Origin of the sequence: Streptomyces sp. NPDC002838 (assembly GCF_040295365.1) — a bacterium.
GTDB lineage: Bacteria > Actinomycetota > Actinomycetes > Streptomycetales > Streptomycetaceae > Streptomyces.
Map to the genome: position 1 here is coordinate 257,055 of NZ_JBEOVF010000003.1, position 14,396 is coordinate 271,450.

A 14,396-nucleotide genomic window follows, 5' to 3' on the forward strand; every position below is an offset into this window, starting at 1 on the left:
CGCATGGGCAAGCTGGACGGACGCGTCGTGATCGTCACCGGCGCGGCGCGCGGGCAGGGGGAGCAGGAGGCCCGCCTGTTCCGGGCGGAGGGCGCCGAGGTCGTCGTGGCGGATGTGCTCGACGACCAGGGGCAGGACCTCGCCAAGGAGATCGGTGCGCTGTACGTCCGTCTCGACGTACGCCGGGAGGACGACTGGCAGCAGGCCGTGGCCTCCGCCACCGACGCCTACGGCCGTATCGACGGGCTCGTCAACAACGCCGGCATCCTGCGCTTCAACACTCTGCTCGACACGCCCCTCGACGAGTTCATGCAGATCGTCGAGGTCAACCAGGTCGGCTGCTTCCTCGGTATCAAGACCGTGGCACCCCGGATGTCCGACGGAGGCACGATCGTCAACACCGCCTCGTACACCGGCGTGACCGGGATGGCGGCCGTGGGCGCCTACGCGGCGACCAAGCACGCGATCCTCGGGCTCACCCGGGTCGCCGCCCTGGAGCTGGCCGCCCGGAAGATCCGGGTCAACGCCATGTGCCCGGGCGCCATCGACACCGCGATGTCCAACCCGGCCCAGCTGGATCCGGCGGCGGACGCCGAGGAGGCCTCCCGGGGCCTCGACCGGTTCTACCGCAAGCTCGTGCCGCTCGGGCGGATCGGGAAGCCGGAGGAGGTGGCGCGGCTCGCGCTGTTCCTGTCGTGCGACGACTCCTCCTACATCACCGGGCAGCCGTTCGTGATCGACGGAGGGTGGCTGGCCGGGGTGTCCATCGTCTGATGTCGCCGGAGCGACGTCTGACTGGCCGTCAGCTATTGACGGTCCACGCGCCCGGTGCCACAGTCGGCGGCAGATCGTGAATCTGACGGAGCGTCAGAAACAGACTGGGGACGGTGAACCTCCTTGGAATTCGGGCTCTTTGTACAGGGATACGTGGGCAAACGCGCCGAGACCGACCCGCTGGCCGAGCACAAGGCGCTGATGGAGGAGACCGAGTACGTCATCCAGGCGGACCGGTCCGGCTTCAAGTACGCCTGGGCGTCGGAGCACCACTTCCTGGAGGAGTACTCGCATCTCTCCGCCAACGACGTCTTCCTCGGCTATCTGGCGCACGCCACCGAGCGGATCCACCTCGGGTCCGGCATCTTCAACCCCCTCGCGCAGGTCAACCACCCGGTCAAGGTCGCCGAGAAGGTCGCCATGCTCGACCATCTCAGCGGCAACCGCTTCGAGTTCGGCAGCGGGCGAGGAGCGGGGTCGCACGAGATCCTCGGCTTCCTCCCGGGCATCACCGACATGAACCACACCAAGGAGATCTGGGAAGAGACCATCGCCGAGTTCCCCAAGATGTGGCTCCAGGAGGAGTACGAGGGCTTCCAGGGCAAGCACTGGCAGCTCCCGCCGAGGAAGGTGCTGCCGAAGCCGTACGGGAAGTCCCACCCCGCGATGTGGTACGCCGCCGGGTCGCCGCCCTCGTACGCCATGGCCGCCCGCAAGGGCCTCGGGGTGCTCGGCTTCAGCGTGCAGAAGGTCTCCGACATGGAGTGGGTCCTCGAGCAGTACAAGACGGCGGTCGTGGACGCCGAGCCGATCGGGGACTTCGTCAACGACAACGTGATGGTCACGACCACCGCGATCTGCGCGCCCACGCACGAGGAGGCCGTACGGATCGCGGTGAACGGCGGGCTGCACTACCTGCCCTCCCTCGTCTTCCGCTACCACGACACCTTCCCTCGTCCCGAGGGGTTCCCGGTGTGGCCGGAGACGTTGCCGGAGTACACCGCGGACTTCGTCGAGGTCCTCATCGAGGAGGAGCTGTTGATCTGCGGGGATCCGGACGAGGTGTTCCAGCAGTGCAAGCGGTGGGAGCAGGCCGGGGCCGATCAGTTGAGCTTCGGGCTGCCGGTGGGGGTGCCGAAGGAGGAGACGCTGCAGACGATCCGGCTGATCGGCGAGCACGTGATTCCGAAGATCGATACGGATCCGGTGCATCGGACGACCCGGTTCCGGCAATCCGCGTGAGCGCTCCGCTGGGGGTGCCGTGTGATCGCCGTGGGACTGCGGGCCGTTCGTGGCTGCAGGTCGTCTGTGGCTGGTCGCGCAGTTCCCCGCGCCCCTTTGGGGCGCGTCAACCGCACCGGAGTTGAGGAGGCAAGCGACGTCATGCTCGACCACCTGATCAAAGGCGCGACCGTCGTGGACGGGACGGGCGCGTCCGCGTACACCGCCGACGTGGGGATACGCGACGGTCGTATCGCCGTGATCGGTCGCGAGGTCGCCGAGGAGGCCCGGACCGTCGAGGACGCCACCGGCCTCGTCCTCGCCCCCGGCTTCGTCGATCCGCACACCCACTACGACGCCCAGCTCTTCTGGGACCCGTACGCCACCCCGTCCCTCAACCACGGGGTGACCACGGTCGCGGCCGGCAACTGTGGTTTCACGCTGGCACCGTTGAATCCCGACCGGCCCGAGGACGCCGACTACACCCGCCGCATGATGTCCAAGGTCGAGGGCATGTCCCTGGTCGCGCTGGAGGAGGGGGCGCCCTGGAGCTGGAACTCGTTCGGTGAGTATCTGGACGCCCTGGAGGGGCGGATCGCCGTCAACGCCGGTTTCATGGTGGGGCATTGTGCGCTGCGGCGGTATGTGATGGGGCCGGAGGCGGTCGGCGGGCAGCCGAGTGAGGAGCAGCTCGCGGGCATGGTCCGGCTGCTCCACGAGGCCATGCAGGCCGGTGCCTGGGGGCTGTCCACCACCCAGTCGTCCAGCCACTCCGACGGGGACGGCAAGCCCGTCGCCTCCCGGCACGCGCGGCCGGACGAGCTGCTGGCCCTGTCGCGGGCCGTCGGGGAACACGAAGGCACGCAGATCGAGGCGATCGTCGCGGGCTGTCTCGACCAGTTCAGCGACGCGGAGATCGACCTGTTCGTGGAGATGAGCGCGGTGGCGGGCCGCCCCCTGAACTGGAACGTCCTGACGATCGACGCCTCCGTCCCCGAGCGGGTGCCCAGGCAACTGCTGGCGAGCGAACGGGCCCGTAAGGCGGGCGGCAGGGTCATTGCCCTGACCATGCCGATCCTCACGCCGATGAACATGTCCCTGGGCACCTTCTGCGCGCTGAACCTGATCCCCGGGTGGGGTCCGATCCTCGGGCTGCCGGTCCCGGAGCGGATCGCGCGGTTGCGCGACCCGGACGTACGGGCCGAGATGCTGGATCGCGCCCACTCCAAGGAGGCGGGCGTCTTCCGGCGGCTGACGAACTTCGGGCGGTACGTCATCGGGGACACCTACAGCGAGGCGAACGCCGGGCTGACCGGCCGGGTCGTGGAGGACATCGCGGCGGAACGCGGCCAGGAACCCTTCGAGTGCCTGGTGGAGATCTGCGCGGCCGACGAGCTGCGTACGCTCCTGTGGCCCATGCCCACCGACAACGACCCGGCGTCCTGGTCCCTGCGCGCCGAGACCTGGCAGCACGAGGACGTCATGCTCGGCGGCTCGGACGCGGGCGCGCATCTGGACCGCATGTGCGGGGCGCCGTACACCACCCGGTTCATCGGGGACTGCCTGCGCGGGCGGAAGCTGGCGAGCCTGGAGCAGGCCGTGAAGATGCTGACGGACGACCCGGCGCGGCTGTTCGGTCTGCGCGAGCGGGGGCGGGTGCGGGAGGGCTGGCATGCGGACCTGGTCCTCTTCGACCCGGAACGGATCGACGCCGGCACGGCCACCCTGGTGCACGACCTGCCGGGTGACAGCCCCCGGCTGGACTCCAGGGCGATCGGTATCCGGGCCGTGTGGGTCAACGGGGTCGAGGCGATCCGGGACGACGAGGTGAGCGGGGCGGTGCCGGGGAAGGTGCTGCGTTCCGGGCGGGACACGCGGACGGTGGCGACCAGGTGACTGCTCAGGTGGCTGCTGAGGGGCAGCGGCTGTTCGTCGGTGGTGCCTGGGTCGAGCCGGACGGCGGTCACTACGAGGTCGTCGACCCGGCGACCGAGGAGACCGTCGGCCGGGCGCCGGAGGCCTCGCGGGATCAGGTGCACGCGGCTTGTGCCGCGGCCCGCGAGGCCTTCGGGCCGTGGTCGCGTACGACGCCGGAGGAGCGGGCGGCCGTACTGGCGCGGGCCGCGGAGATCATCGGCGGCCGGCTGGAGCCGTACGCGGAGCTGGCCCGGGCGGAGACCGGGGCGACCACGGCGACGGCGCGGCGTATGCAGGTGGGCGTGGCCGCCGCCCGCTTCCGGCGGTACGCGCGCGTGGAGCCCGCCGAGTGGGCGATCCCGCCGCAGATCAACGAGGCCGGGCCGATGGGAAGGGCGGCGGTGATGGGCGCGCTGGCCGTACGCCAGCCGGTCGGGGTCGTCACCTGCATCACGTCGTACAACAACCCGTGGGCGAACCCGGCCGGAAAGGTCGCCCCGGCGCTGGCGATGGGCAACACGGTGGTGGTGAAGCCGGCCCCGCAGGATCCGCTGTCGGTCTACCGGATGGCGGAGGCGCTGGAGGCGGCGGGGGTGCCGCGCGGGGTCGTGAACGTGGTGTCCGGGCGCTCGGTGGAGGTCGGCGAGGCGGCCGTGGAGTCGCCGGACGTGGACATGGTGAGCTTCACCGGCTCGACGGCGGTCGGCCGGCGCATCGCCTCCGTCTGCGGCAGGGACATGAAGCGGCAGTTGATGGAGCTGGGCGGGAAGGGCGCGGCGGTCGTCCTCGACGACGCGGACGTCGGCTCGGCGGTGGCCGGGATCGGTACGACGTTCTCGTTCTATTCCGGCCAGATCTGTACGGCGCCGACGCGGGTGCTGGCCCAGCGCGGGGTGTACGACCGGCTGGTCGAGCAATTGGCGGCGTACGCGGGCCGGTTGAAGGTGGGCGATCCGGGGGAGCCGGACACGGTGGTCGGGCCGGTGATCTCGGCGGCGCACCGGGACCGGGTGGAGTCGTACGTGGAGCTCGGCCGGAAGGAGGGCGCGGTGGTGGCCGCGGGTGGTGAACGTCCGTCTGTGTCCGACCGGGGCTTCTATGTGGCCCCCACCCTCCTCGCGGACTGCACGAACGGCATGCGGGTGGCCCGGGAGGAGATCTTCGGGCCGGTGGTGACGGTGATCCCCTTCGACGAGGAGGACGAGGGGGTGGCCCTGGCGAACGACACCGACTACGGCCTGATCGACTACGTCTGGTCGGCGGACGTCTCCCGCGCCTTCCGGGTGGCGAGGCGGCTGCGGGCCGGCGGGGTGGGCGTGAACACGGTCGGCCGCAACATGGAGGCGCCGTTCGGGGGGTTCAAGAAGAGCGGGGTCGGGCGGGATGTGGGGTCGTATGCACTGCATGCGTACAGCGAGGTGCAGGCGATTGTCTGGCCGGGGTGAGGCAGGCCTGCTCGCTTCCGGGTACAGGTCGGACACGGCACGAAGAGACGCTTCCTGCGACTTGTCTCCGCTACGCGGCTTCGGCCTCGCGTGAGGCGTTCGATGCACTGGCTCGTGTGAGGGACAACTGCGCGGCCCAAGCGAAAAGTGCCTCCGCAACATCGAGGCCGCACTGGCCGAGGCGAACTGCACCTTCGCCGACGTGGTGCGCGTGCGCTACCTACTGCCCGACCGCGAAGACTTCGAACCCTGCTGGCCGGTCCTGCGCCGCTGCTTCGGCGACGTTCAGCCCGCCGCCACGATGCTCATGTGCGGTCTCGCCGACCCGCGGATGAAGATCGAAATAGAGGTGTACGCGCGGCGGCGCATCCCGCCTCGCGGTGGCGCCATGAGCAATCAGTCGGAAGCGCCTGTCGTGCCCGTCGAGGCCTATGAACCCCCCTACTTCGCGGCCGTCTTCACTACGGTGCGAACCCAGGACCAGAGCGACTACAGCGAGACCAACGCACACTTGGAAGACCTGGTGAAGGACGTCCCCGGGTATCTGGGGATGGACCACGCGCAGACTCCTGGCGGGCTGGGCATCACCGTCAGCTACTTCCGCGACGCCGACGCCCTCACCCAGTGGCGGACCAACGCCGAGCACCGCGCGGCGCAAAATCGCGGGCGAGTCCAGTGGTACCAGACCTATACGCTGCATGTGGCGAAAGTGGAACGAAGCCACGGATTCGTGCGCGCAGATGTCCAGCAGAGCCCGACAGCAGGCTGACCAACCAAAGTCACCTCAGCGGCCGTCCCGCCACAAGCTCGCATCGAACGAGTCGGCATGCCCCTCGCAAGCCCGATCCAAGGACTGTCCGGTCGATCACGAGCGGCTCGCCCGGCCCCGGCCGCAGCCGATCCCCGCTGCGGAAGCCGGTCCTGACCTCCGCCAGGTGTTCCAGCCGGACCCTGACCAACTCCAGCCGGTGCGGCGTCAGATCGCCCAGGCTCTTGGGCTGACGACCGCGGCTGGCTCCCTCCGCCTGCCGAGTTCCGTCCAGGGCCACCAACTGGACACGGCCGGTGTGCGGTTCTCCTCGCTCGACGCGCCACTCATCCCCGTCGAGCACCAGAGCGCTGCCAACCGACACATCCACCGCGGCCGCAGTCATGGCGACACCTTTGCCGCGGCAATCACCGAACCGTCACCGAGAGGGACCCGCAGGTCCAGCCCGAGCGTCGGTGCCAGAGCAGATGCAGCAGGTGGGCCCGTGCCACCGGCGGGAAGGGGGTGCAGACCGCCAGCTCGCCGAAGGTCCGCCCGCCGGCTGCCGCTTCAGCCAGGAGAGTCGGTTCCAGCCGCAGCGGATCCGTCATCGACCGCCGGCGCGACGACAGCCAGTCCAGGGTGATCATCGTGTTGGGCAGCCACCCACCCACGACTGCGAACTCCCAGCCGCAGACGCGAGCCAGCTCGGCGGCCCGACCCACCAGGCACCGCTCTTCATCTCGATCGTGGTGGGCACTCTGACGGTCATCCCCGGCCGCGCGACGCTCTGGCGGAGCTGCCTCCACCTGGTGCTGTTCGCGGCGCACTTGGTGCTGGCGATTACGCTCTAGCGGCACCGGCTCCCGCCCCGGGGGACCTGCCGCCCAGCCCCGGGATCAGTACCGCCGCCACCGCCAGGTGCATCAGAACGAGGGAGACCCGGGTGCCGCCGTCCATGCCGTCGCCGATGAGCGGCAGGAAGGACACGGCCAGTGCGGCGCCGGCCACCCCGGTCCAGATGGCGCGGGCGCGCCGCGCCCCGAACCGCTCCAGGGCGGCCAGCAGTCCCCAGCCGGAGAGCGACGCGAGCAGTGCGACGACCGCCACGGGCACGGCGCCGATGTCGAGCGTCTGCTCGCCGTCGGCGATCCGCAGCCGGTGCCCCAGCAGTGGGTCCGCGACCAGCCACACCAGGACGGGGGCCAGGACGGCCAGGGCCGTAACCCCCAGGCGCCTTCTCCGCGCGCTCACTTGGCGCCCCCCGAGAGCGCCCCGTGCAGGAAGACCTCCACCAGCTCCTGCGGGGTCAGGTCGGGCTCGTCCTCCGTACGCGGCTGGGTGAAGAGCAGCCCGAAGAAGAGGGCCGCGATCTGCTCCGGCGGCCGGCGCAGCGCGGCCTTGTCGGGCTCCAGCAGCTCCGCGAGGGCCGCGTGGATACGGGTCGTCGACTCGTCGCGGCCCGCGCCGCGCACCGTGCCGGGGTGCTTGCCGCCGCGATGCCCCAGCGAGCCGGCGATCGCGCCCATCCTGGACATGTGCGCCTGCAGCGCCTCGGCCGCCTCCGCGAGCCGGTCGGGCAGCGGCTGGGATACGTCGATCGCGTCGAGCTCGCGGACCGCCTGCTCGGGGGAGAGCGCCTCGGCCATGCAGGCCTGCAGCAGCTCGTCCTTGTCGGCGAAGACCCGGAAGATCGTTCCCTCGCCGATGCCCGCGGCGCGGGCGATCTTCGCGGTCGTCACCGCGGCACCGTACTCGGCGATCAGCGGGATCGCGGTCTGGATGATCATTTTGCGGCGCTGCTCCGGCGACATGCCGGGGGCGCGGCGGCGGGTGGTCTGGTTCTCCTTAGGTGCTGTCATGACCACGAGAGTACGGAGTGAGGACTCACTCCGTCAATGAGTGAGTCCTCACTCCGCTCAAGGGCATACGACGTGACCCGCCCTCAGCGATGGCGGTCGTGAAGCCGTCGGCCAGTACATCCGGGGGTCTGGACTGACCGCGAAGGTCGGTGAGTTGGCCACGGCTGGGGACATGGACCTGCCTGCCCCGCACGGTCCGCTGCAACGAGGCCATGGCCGAAGCGATCCCCGGCTGCAGCCTCGTACGCCTGCCGGACTGCGACCACCTGCCGACGCTGCGGGCGCCGGAGGCCGTACGGGAGCTGGTGCTGGAGGTGTGTGCGCGGGCGATCTGACAGGGCCTGCCCTCCGTTACTCCTCCAGATCCACTCGCACCGTCAGCAGCCCCGCCCCCAGCACCCGCACCGCCGCGCTGTTGAGCCGGGGCAGGCTGCGCAGGCGGGCGACGGGGTCGTCGTCGGGGAGGAGGCGGGCCGTTCCGGTGTGCCAGCGGCCCCGGATGCGGACCCGGACTCTCGCGTCGGCCTTGATGTTGCGGACGTACTGGGACCGTTCGCCGAACTCGGAGACCAGCCAGAAGGATTTCCCGACCCGGCGTCCACCCACCGGCGTGCGGCGCGGCAGGCCGGAGGTGCGGCCGGTGGTCTCCAGGAGGGTCTGGGTCGGGAGGCGGCGCAGGACCGGGTTGCCGATTCGGCGCTGGAAGGCCGCGACCGCCCGGTACTTCGTCTCGGATTGGCGGGACATCATTTCGACGCTTTGAGCGTGTCGAGCAGGGCGCCGAAGGCGACGGGGGTGGTGGTGAGGACGGTTTGGGTGGCGTCGGCGCTTTCGGTGACGTGGACGGATTCGTGGGCGGCGGATATGTGGACGCAGGCGTCGCCTTCCTGGCAATAGGACGACTTCTGCCAGTGGTGCCAGGACATGTCGGCTCCCTTACAGGTTCTGGGCGATGGTGTGGATCAGATCCCGGGATTTCTCGGGGCTGAGGGCGGTGGCTTCCACGATGTCGAGGAGGTTCCGGTACTTCTGCAGGAGGGCCTCGGCATCAAGCAGGACCGGACCGTGGAACTGGTCGAGTTGCGCGGTGTCGAGCTGCGGAACGGGACCGTACAGGTAGTTGATGGACTGGATGCTGCAACTGGGCGCGAGTCACGCTCCGGCCGCCGACGCCCATGTGCAGGGCCGCCTCGTGTACGACGGTGCTGTACGGAGTCGGGTGGGACCCGTACAGCACCCCCTGCCGCTTGATCCGGTGCGAAGCGCGGTGCTCGACCTCGGGCGGTGTGGGCGCGGGGATGACGTGCCGGAAGATCTCACGCGCGTGATCGGCGGTCTGGAGCAGGCCCGGCATGTGAGACGTGTACGCGGTGCGCACGGCGGTGGCGTGGTGTTCCAGTTCGGCGAGGTCGAGGAGCCCGGACGGCAGCACCTCGCGGTACGACTCCCACCAGCCGAACGTCTTGTCGGTCGCCATGCCGACCAGGGCCTCGACGAATCCCTGGTCCGGGCAGGAGTAGATGCGGGCCAGCGCTCTGACTCGCTCCGGGCTCACCCCGAAGCGGCCCGACTCCACGTTGCTGAGCTGTCCCTGGCTCGTGCCGAGCGTGCGCGCGGCCTCGGTCGCCGTCATGCCCGCGCGCTCGCGCAACTTGCGCAGCTCCACGGCGAGCCGGAGGCGGCGGGCCGTCAGAGGGGGTCTGGCGGGCATGTGCGAACTCCTCCTGGACGCGTGTTCCATGGCCACCGTATCCCCGTCCTGGAACTACACCCTGCACCTCCCGCACGATCCACGCGCACCGGGCATCGCGCGGGGCGCCCTCAGACTGATTCTGGCCGCACACGAGATGCCCGAGCTCACCCCCACCGCGGAACTGCCGGCGGCCGAGCTGCTGACCCACTCGCACCGCCACACCAAGGGCCCGTACGCCCTCCGCCTCCGCTCGGCCGAGCCCGGCCGGCTCCGCGTGGCCGTATGGGACACGGACCCGCAGGTCCCACCCGGTTTCTCGGATCGGGATGCCCCCGCACCCTCACTGGACGCGGCCCCTCCCGGAAATCCGGACCGTGGAAGACCTGCGCAGCGCGCTCAGCCGCTACGGCTTCCCGGGCGACCGGGAACGGTTCGAGGAGGAGCTGGTGGCCGCCATAGGAGCCTCCCCCCACCAACGACTTCGCGGGCGCCGCCGCTGTCGTCCGGGCCTACCGGCACCGGATCCTGATCAGGAACTCACCCGAGATCATGGCGGCCCTGGAAGAAGCGCGCGTCGGAGGCGGCGGCACGTGAACGAAGTCCCGTTGGAGGCGGCTGAGCCCGCCAGGAAGGCGTTCGGCGACCTGACGGGGGAGCGGGAAGTCGTCCGGGAGGCACTCGCGGCCATCGGCCACGACCCGGCGGTGGGTCGCGAGATCCCCGGTTTGCGGCTTCCGTCCGTGGAATACACGTACACGACACCCCTCGCCCGTTTCTCGGCCGAGGCGATCACCGTCGTGTACACGCGAGGCCCCTGGCCGGGGTTGGCGGGCGCGGTCGCGTCTCGCCTGCACGCCGGGTCGGTTTGGCGGCTTGCGGCTGGTGGTGGGTGGCGAGGCGGTAATTGGAGGATTTGTTCCAGACCACTCCGTCCTCACCTGCGATTTTGTCTCACCCGCTTGGAACATTTCGCCGACGATCCGTGGGCCGCCCTCCTCGACACCGTGGACCTTCTCGCCGCACCGGCCACGGAGCCGCTGGTCCCCGCCCTCGTCATGGAGGCGATGATCCAGGCCTACCGCGACCCCGAACTCGAAGCACTGCTGAGCCGTGAGCAGGACGAGGAGCGGGCCACCGTCACCACCCTGCTGCGGAACGCGGCCGCGGCAGGGCAGATCGATCCTGGACTGGACGTGGACGACACCGCGGCGTGGGTCATGGCTCTCATCGCCGCGCTCTACACCAGTGCCGCCACCGATCCATCCTTCAGTCCTGCCGCTCAGCTCCCTACCCTGCGCCTGATCCTTCAGCGCTTTCTACAGCCCGACATGCCGGCCTGACGGCGCCCTCACGGGGATGCTGTGGGAGCCGTGTGGGCGGAGTGTGATCTTCAGACGTGTGCGCTCGGCGCCGTGTTAGCGTCCCGCGGGCATGATCATGACGGGGGAACGGGGCCGGCGATGTCAGGAGTCTTGCGGCGGGTCAACGAGTCCGCGACCGAGCGTGCCGAGCGGCTGGCGGGGCTCAGCGAGCGGATGCTGGCGGCCGGGAGCAAGAACGAGCTGCTGGATCTGATCGGGCAGGCGTCCGCGGAGCCCCGGCCGGAGGGTGATCCGGGGACGCTGGAATCGCTGGGCAGGCGGTACCGCGACCAGCTCGACGACGCCATGAGCTTGCACGACCGGGTGGAGAGGGTGGCCCGCAAGGGGCTGCCGGAGGTGTGGGTCGGCGACACGAGTGTCCTCGCCTCGGACGCGGTGGGTGCCGCGGCGCGGGCCGTGTCGGACATGGCGGAGGCGTTCGAGGGCGGTTTCAGAGCGCTGATCGTCCTGGCCGACGCGATCACGGAGGCCCAGAGCCAGGACAGCGAAGGCCGGGGGAAGCTGAAGCAGGCGCTGGAGGCGATGGGCAGCGACCGCGAGGGCTTCTTCGACGAACTGCGCGAGAACGACGAGGAGGAGTGGGACCGGAAGAACGCCGCCCACGACGCCTCCTACGGAGTCGGTCTGATGCGCAAGGCCGTCCTCGCCGCCGGCGAGGCCCGCCGCGTCGCGGCCCGGGACCTGAACAAGTGGGCGGCCGAGGCACGTGCCGGGAAGATGGACACCGACGAGCTGTCCCCGGTCGACCGTCTCATGCTCGCCGACGCCGGCGGTGTGAAGGGCGAGGCCGAGTACAACGAGATCCTCAGTGCCAATGAGCTGGAGCGCTCGGGCCGGGCCATGGAGAACCTCCCGTCGGCCGACCGGGCCCGGATGGAACTGCTCATGGCGAACGCGTCCTCCCCACAGGAAAAGGCGTATCTCATGAAGGCCCTCGCCGCGGGCCGCAGCGTCGACGAGATCGACGAGTTCGCCTTCAAGATCCAGGGCAAGGACCCGGCGTGGCTGCAGCGGCACCTGTCGCCGATCACCACCGAGGGCGACAGCCTGAACGACGAGGGGACGAACCCCAACGGGTCCAGCGTCAACACCGACGACCAGGTGTTCAACGGCCAGAAATGGGTCCAGGGGGGCGACGGTTCGGAGGGCACCTGCGTGGCCTCGTCCACCGTCACCGCGCGTGCCATGGTCGACCCCCTCTACGCCCTCGAACTCACCGGCGGACCCAGCGGGCAGGAGGACGACCCCGACGCCTTCCGGCAGCGCCTGGTGGAGGAACAGCACCGGCTGCACACGGAGGGCGACGGCGGCGAGAACTGGACCGGCATGGGCCCCGAGGGGCAGGAACGTATCGCCGACGACGCCATCGGCGGCGCCACCGGCGACGACTACCAGCGCCACGACATGAACAGCGCCGACGAGCGCAGGCAGGTTCTGACCGAGGTGGAGAAGGCGGTCGCGGAAGGGAAGCCGGTCCCGGTCGACGTCAAGAGCGACACCGGCGCCCACGCGATGACCATCATCGGCCAGGAGGGCGACATGCTCCAGATCTACAACCCCTGGGGCACCACCACCTGGGTCAGCGAGGACGACTTCATCAACGGCGACATGGGCAAGGCCTCGAACGGTGAACTCGACGACGCGTACAGCGTCTACGTCCCGCAGTAGGGCGTAGGGGCATGCGCGGGGATGGTGTGGGAGCCGCGTGCGGGGCGTGTGAGCGGCGGATATCCGCGCCACCGCCGCGTGTTAGCCTCCCGCCGACGTGATCAACGGGGATACGGGGATACGGGGGGATGACGATGGCTTCCGCACAGGACTCCACGTCCGCGCGGGACTTCTCGGTACGGAAGAGCGGGCTCACCGGCCAGGCGAAAGAGCTGAACGGCGCGGGCGACGACGCGGGGAAGATCCGCGCCGCGATCGACTCCAGGGCCTGCTACGCGACGGACACGCTGGGCGGCGCCGACTCCGCGGAGGCGTTCAACTCCTACGCCGCGGCCTGGGCGGCGGAGGCCCGCACGATCGAGGACGCGCTGCACGAGCTCGCCGACAAGGTGCACCTCGCCAAGGGGGCGTACTCCGGCAGCGACAGCCTCGTCGAGACCCGGGTCAGCGGCGTGAGCGTGGCCGACAGCGAGATGACCACGATGCCGACCTTCGCCGAGCGGCCCTCGGTGCTGTCCCAGTACTGAGGGACAAGGAAGCGAAGAGCGAAGAGCGAACAGTGAACTCAACGATGCGTACGGCGTTCATCTCCCGGAGTAGGGCGGTGGTCACCGCGGTCGCGCTCCTCGCCCTCGCCACGGGGTGCGGATCGGGCACCGGCGAGCCCGAAAAGCCCGGCACGCCCACCAGCCACCCCACCCAGGACAGCAGCATCTCCGCCGAGGTCGGCGAGCGCTTCACACTCACCGTCGAGGAGAACGCCTCCACCCGCGAGCACTGGTACCTGGGCGACCCCGAGCCCGACACCTCGGTGGTCCGCAGCCGAGGCCAGAAGAGCGAGTCGGACTCCGGCGACGAGCCGGTGCCCGGCGCCGGCAGCAGACTCACCTTCACCTTCGAGGCCACCGGCAAGGGCAGCACCGAGATCGTGCTGATGCACTGCACGTTCGCCACCACCTGCGAGGGCGACGGCGGCGGCACGGCCTCACCGGAGACGGACACGGGGACGGGGACGCCGTCGCCGAGCGTGTCCGCCACCCCGTCCGACCCCGAGCGGGTCACCTACACCGTCACCGTCAGCTGAGCCGAGGCCCGCGATGAACACGACCTCCGACCATCCGTCCCACACCGACGACGAACTGGCCGAGTTCGACGTCACCGTGCTCCTGCGCTACGGCCTCACCGCCGCCCCCGGCCCCCGCCGCACCGCCCTCTTCGGCGACGGCGCCGCGGCCGCCGCCGTGATCCTCGACCGCCTCGGCACCCAGCCGCGCTCGGTGGCCTTCCTCGCCGAGGTGGTCCGGGCCGGGGGCGTGGCGTACGCCGTCGAGCTGCCCGAGCCGTTGCCGCGCCCCGAGGCGGCAGCGGTCGTACGCGACTGGCTGGAGGCCGCCACGCAGCTAGTGCCCCAACAGGCAACGTTCGCCCCGTCGCGACGCCCGGCACGCCCTCTCGCCGCACCGGCCGAAAGCCCAAGTACGTCCAGGCCCTTCGGGCGGACGACGTCTTCCGGCCGGCACGCCGAGAGCACACACCGGACGCCGCTCCTTGAGGGGCAAACGCTGCCTGGCGGGGCACTAGCGGGCGGCGCCCCCGCCGACGAGGCGGCGGCCCGCTGGCTGGGAGCCGTCGCGACGATCATCGAGGTGAAGCACCTGACGAGGGCGCGCGCCGCGCGTCGCTGAC

Annotated in this window: 17 protein-coding genes and 2 pseudogenes; 12 read left to right on the forward strand and 7 right to left on the reverse strand. The window is 70.4% G+C overall.

What is annotated here, in order from left to right:
* Positions 1-3 precede the first annotated feature (3 nt).
* The 6 genes and pseudogenes from ABT063_RS06130 (at position 4) to ABT063_RS06155 (ending at position 6,126) form a co-directional block, all read left to right on the forward strand.
* Positions 4-774 carry an SDR family NAD(P)-dependent oxidoreductase gene (locus ABT063_RS06130; protein WP_351055983.1) on the forward strand — a complete coding sequence of 257 codons (771 nt, stop codon included), beginning with the start codon at positions 4-6 and terminating at the stop codon, positions 772-774.
* Positions 775-897: 123 nt separating this feature from the next.
* On the forward strand, positions 898-2,016 hold the full coding sequence (locus ABT063_RS06135) for an LLM class flavin-dependent oxidoreductase (RefSeq protein WP_351055984.1): 1,119 nt from the start codon (positions 898-900) through the stop codon (positions 2,014-2,016).
* A gap of 96 nt (positions 2,017-2,112) precedes the next feature.
* A complete protein-coding gene (locus ABT063_RS06140; protein WP_351055985.1) occupies positions 2,113-3,891 on the forward strand; it encodes an N-acyl-D-amino-acid deacylase family protein in 1,779 nt (592 codons plus the stop codon).
* Entirely contained in the window at positions 3,888-5,357 is a 1,470-nt protein-coding gene (locus ABT063_RS06145; RefSeq protein WP_351055986.1) for an aldehyde dehydrogenase family protein, read from the forward strand. The genes ABT063_RS06140 and ABT063_RS06145 overlap by 4 nt, the downstream gene beginning before the upstream one ends.
* A gap of 139 nt (positions 5,358-5,496) precedes the next feature.
* Positions 5,497-5,721: pseudogene (locus ABT063_RS06150) on the forward strand (Rid family hydrolase); the annotation flags it as partial.
* 24 nt (positions 5,722-5,745) lie between these two features.
* On the forward strand, positions 5,746-6,126 hold the full coding sequence (locus ABT063_RS06155; protein ID WP_351056146.1) for an antibiotic biosynthesis monooxygenase family protein: 381 nt from the start codon (positions 5,746-5,748) through the stop codon (positions 6,124-6,126).
* 10 nt (positions 6,127-6,136) lie between these two features.
* Here ABT063_RS06155 and ABT063_RS06160 read toward each other — a convergent pair whose 3' ends face one another.
* From ABT063_RS06160 to ABT063_RS06175, 4 genes are all read right to left on the reverse strand, one after another.
* Entirely contained in the window at positions 6,137-6,511 is a 375-nt protein-coding gene (locus ABT063_RS06160) for a hypothetical protein (RefSeq protein ID WP_351055987.1), read from the reverse strand.
* A gap of 22 nt (positions 6,512-6,533) precedes the next feature.
* Entirely contained in the window at positions 6,534-6,830 is a 297-nt protein-coding gene (locus ABT063_RS06165; RefSeq protein WP_351055988.1) for a hypothetical protein, read from the reverse strand.
* Between the two features lie 118 nt (positions 6,831-6,948).
* Positions 6,949-7,359, reverse strand: a complete 411-nt coding sequence (locus ABT063_RS06170) for a DUF6069 family protein (protein ID WP_351055989.1) — start codon at positions 7,357-7,359, stop codon at positions 6,949-6,951.
* Positions 7,356-7,967 (reverse strand): TetR/AcrR family transcriptional regulator, encoded by a 612-nt coding sequence (locus tag ABT063_RS06175; protein ID WP_351055990.1) that lies wholly within the window; start codon positions 7,965-7,967, stop codon positions 7,356-7,358. The genes ABT063_RS06170 and ABT063_RS06175 overlap by 4 nt, the downstream gene beginning before the upstream one ends.
* A 212-nt stretch (positions 7,968-8,179) precedes the next feature.
* Here ABT063_RS06175 and ABT063_RS06180 point away from each other — a divergent pair, with 212 nt between their 5' ends.
* Complete coding sequence (locus ABT063_RS06180) at positions 8,180-8,302, forward strand: alpha/beta fold hydrolase (RefSeq protein ID WP_351055991.1); 123 nt, start codon at positions 8,180-8,182, stop codon at positions 8,300-8,302.
* Between the two features lie 16 nt (positions 8,303-8,318).
* Here ABT063_RS06180 and ABT063_RS06185 read toward each other — a convergent pair whose 3' ends face one another.
* From ABT063_RS06185 to ABT063_RS06195, 3 genes and pseudogenes are all read right to left on the reverse strand, one after another.
* The gene (locus ABT063_RS06185) at positions 8,319-8,714 is read right to left on the reverse strand and encodes a nitroreductase/quinone reductase family protein (RefSeq protein WP_351055992.1); all 396 of its coding nucleotides are present in this window, start codon (positions 8,712-8,714) and stop codon (positions 8,319-8,321) included.
* Entirely contained in the window at positions 8,714-8,893 is a 180-nt protein-coding gene (locus tag ABT063_RS06190; protein ID WP_351055993.1) for a DUF397 domain-containing protein, read from the reverse strand. Before ABT063_RS06190 ends, ABT063_RS06185 begins: the two co-directional genes overlap by 1 nt.
* A 10-nt stretch (positions 8,894-8,903) precedes the next feature.
* Positions 8,904-9,678: pseudogene (locus tag ABT063_RS06195) on the reverse strand (helix-turn-helix domain-containing protein).
* 941 nt (positions 9,679-10,619) lie between these two features.
* Here ABT063_RS06195 and ABT063_RS06200 point away from each other — a divergent pair.
* From ABT063_RS06200 to ABT063_RS06220, 5 genes are all read left to right on the forward strand, one after another.
* Positions 10,620-11,000: a TetR family transcriptional regulator C-terminal domain-containing protein gene (locus tag ABT063_RS06200; protein ID WP_351055994.1), complete on the forward strand. Its 381-nt coding sequence runs from the start codon at positions 10,620-10,622 to the stop codon at positions 10,998-11,000.
* A 120-nt stretch (positions 11,001-11,120) separates the two neighbouring features.
* Positions 11,121-12,710, forward strand: a complete 1,590-nt coding sequence (locus ABT063_RS06205; RefSeq protein ID WP_351055995.1) for a cysteine peptidase family C39 domain-containing protein — start codon at positions 11,121-11,123, stop codon at positions 12,708-12,710.
* Positions 12,711-12,844: 134 nt separating this feature from the next.
* Positions 12,845-13,237, forward strand: a complete 393-nt coding sequence (locus ABT063_RS06210; RefSeq protein ID WP_351055996.1) for a type VII secretion target — start codon at positions 12,845-12,847, stop codon at positions 13,235-13,237.
* A gap of 32 nt (positions 13,238-13,269) precedes the next feature.
* Positions 13,270-13,794 (forward strand): protease inhibitor I42 family protein, encoded by a 525-nt coding sequence (locus ABT063_RS06215; protein WP_351055997.1) that lies wholly within the window; start codon positions 13,270-13,272, stop codon positions 13,792-13,794.
* 13 nt (positions 13,795-13,807) lie between these two features.
* A complete protein-coding gene (locus ABT063_RS06220) occupies positions 13,808-14,395 on the forward strand; it encodes a hypothetical protein (RefSeq protein WP_351055998.1) in 588 nt (195 codons plus the stop codon).
* The last annotated feature ends 1 nt before the right edge of the window (position 14,396 follow it).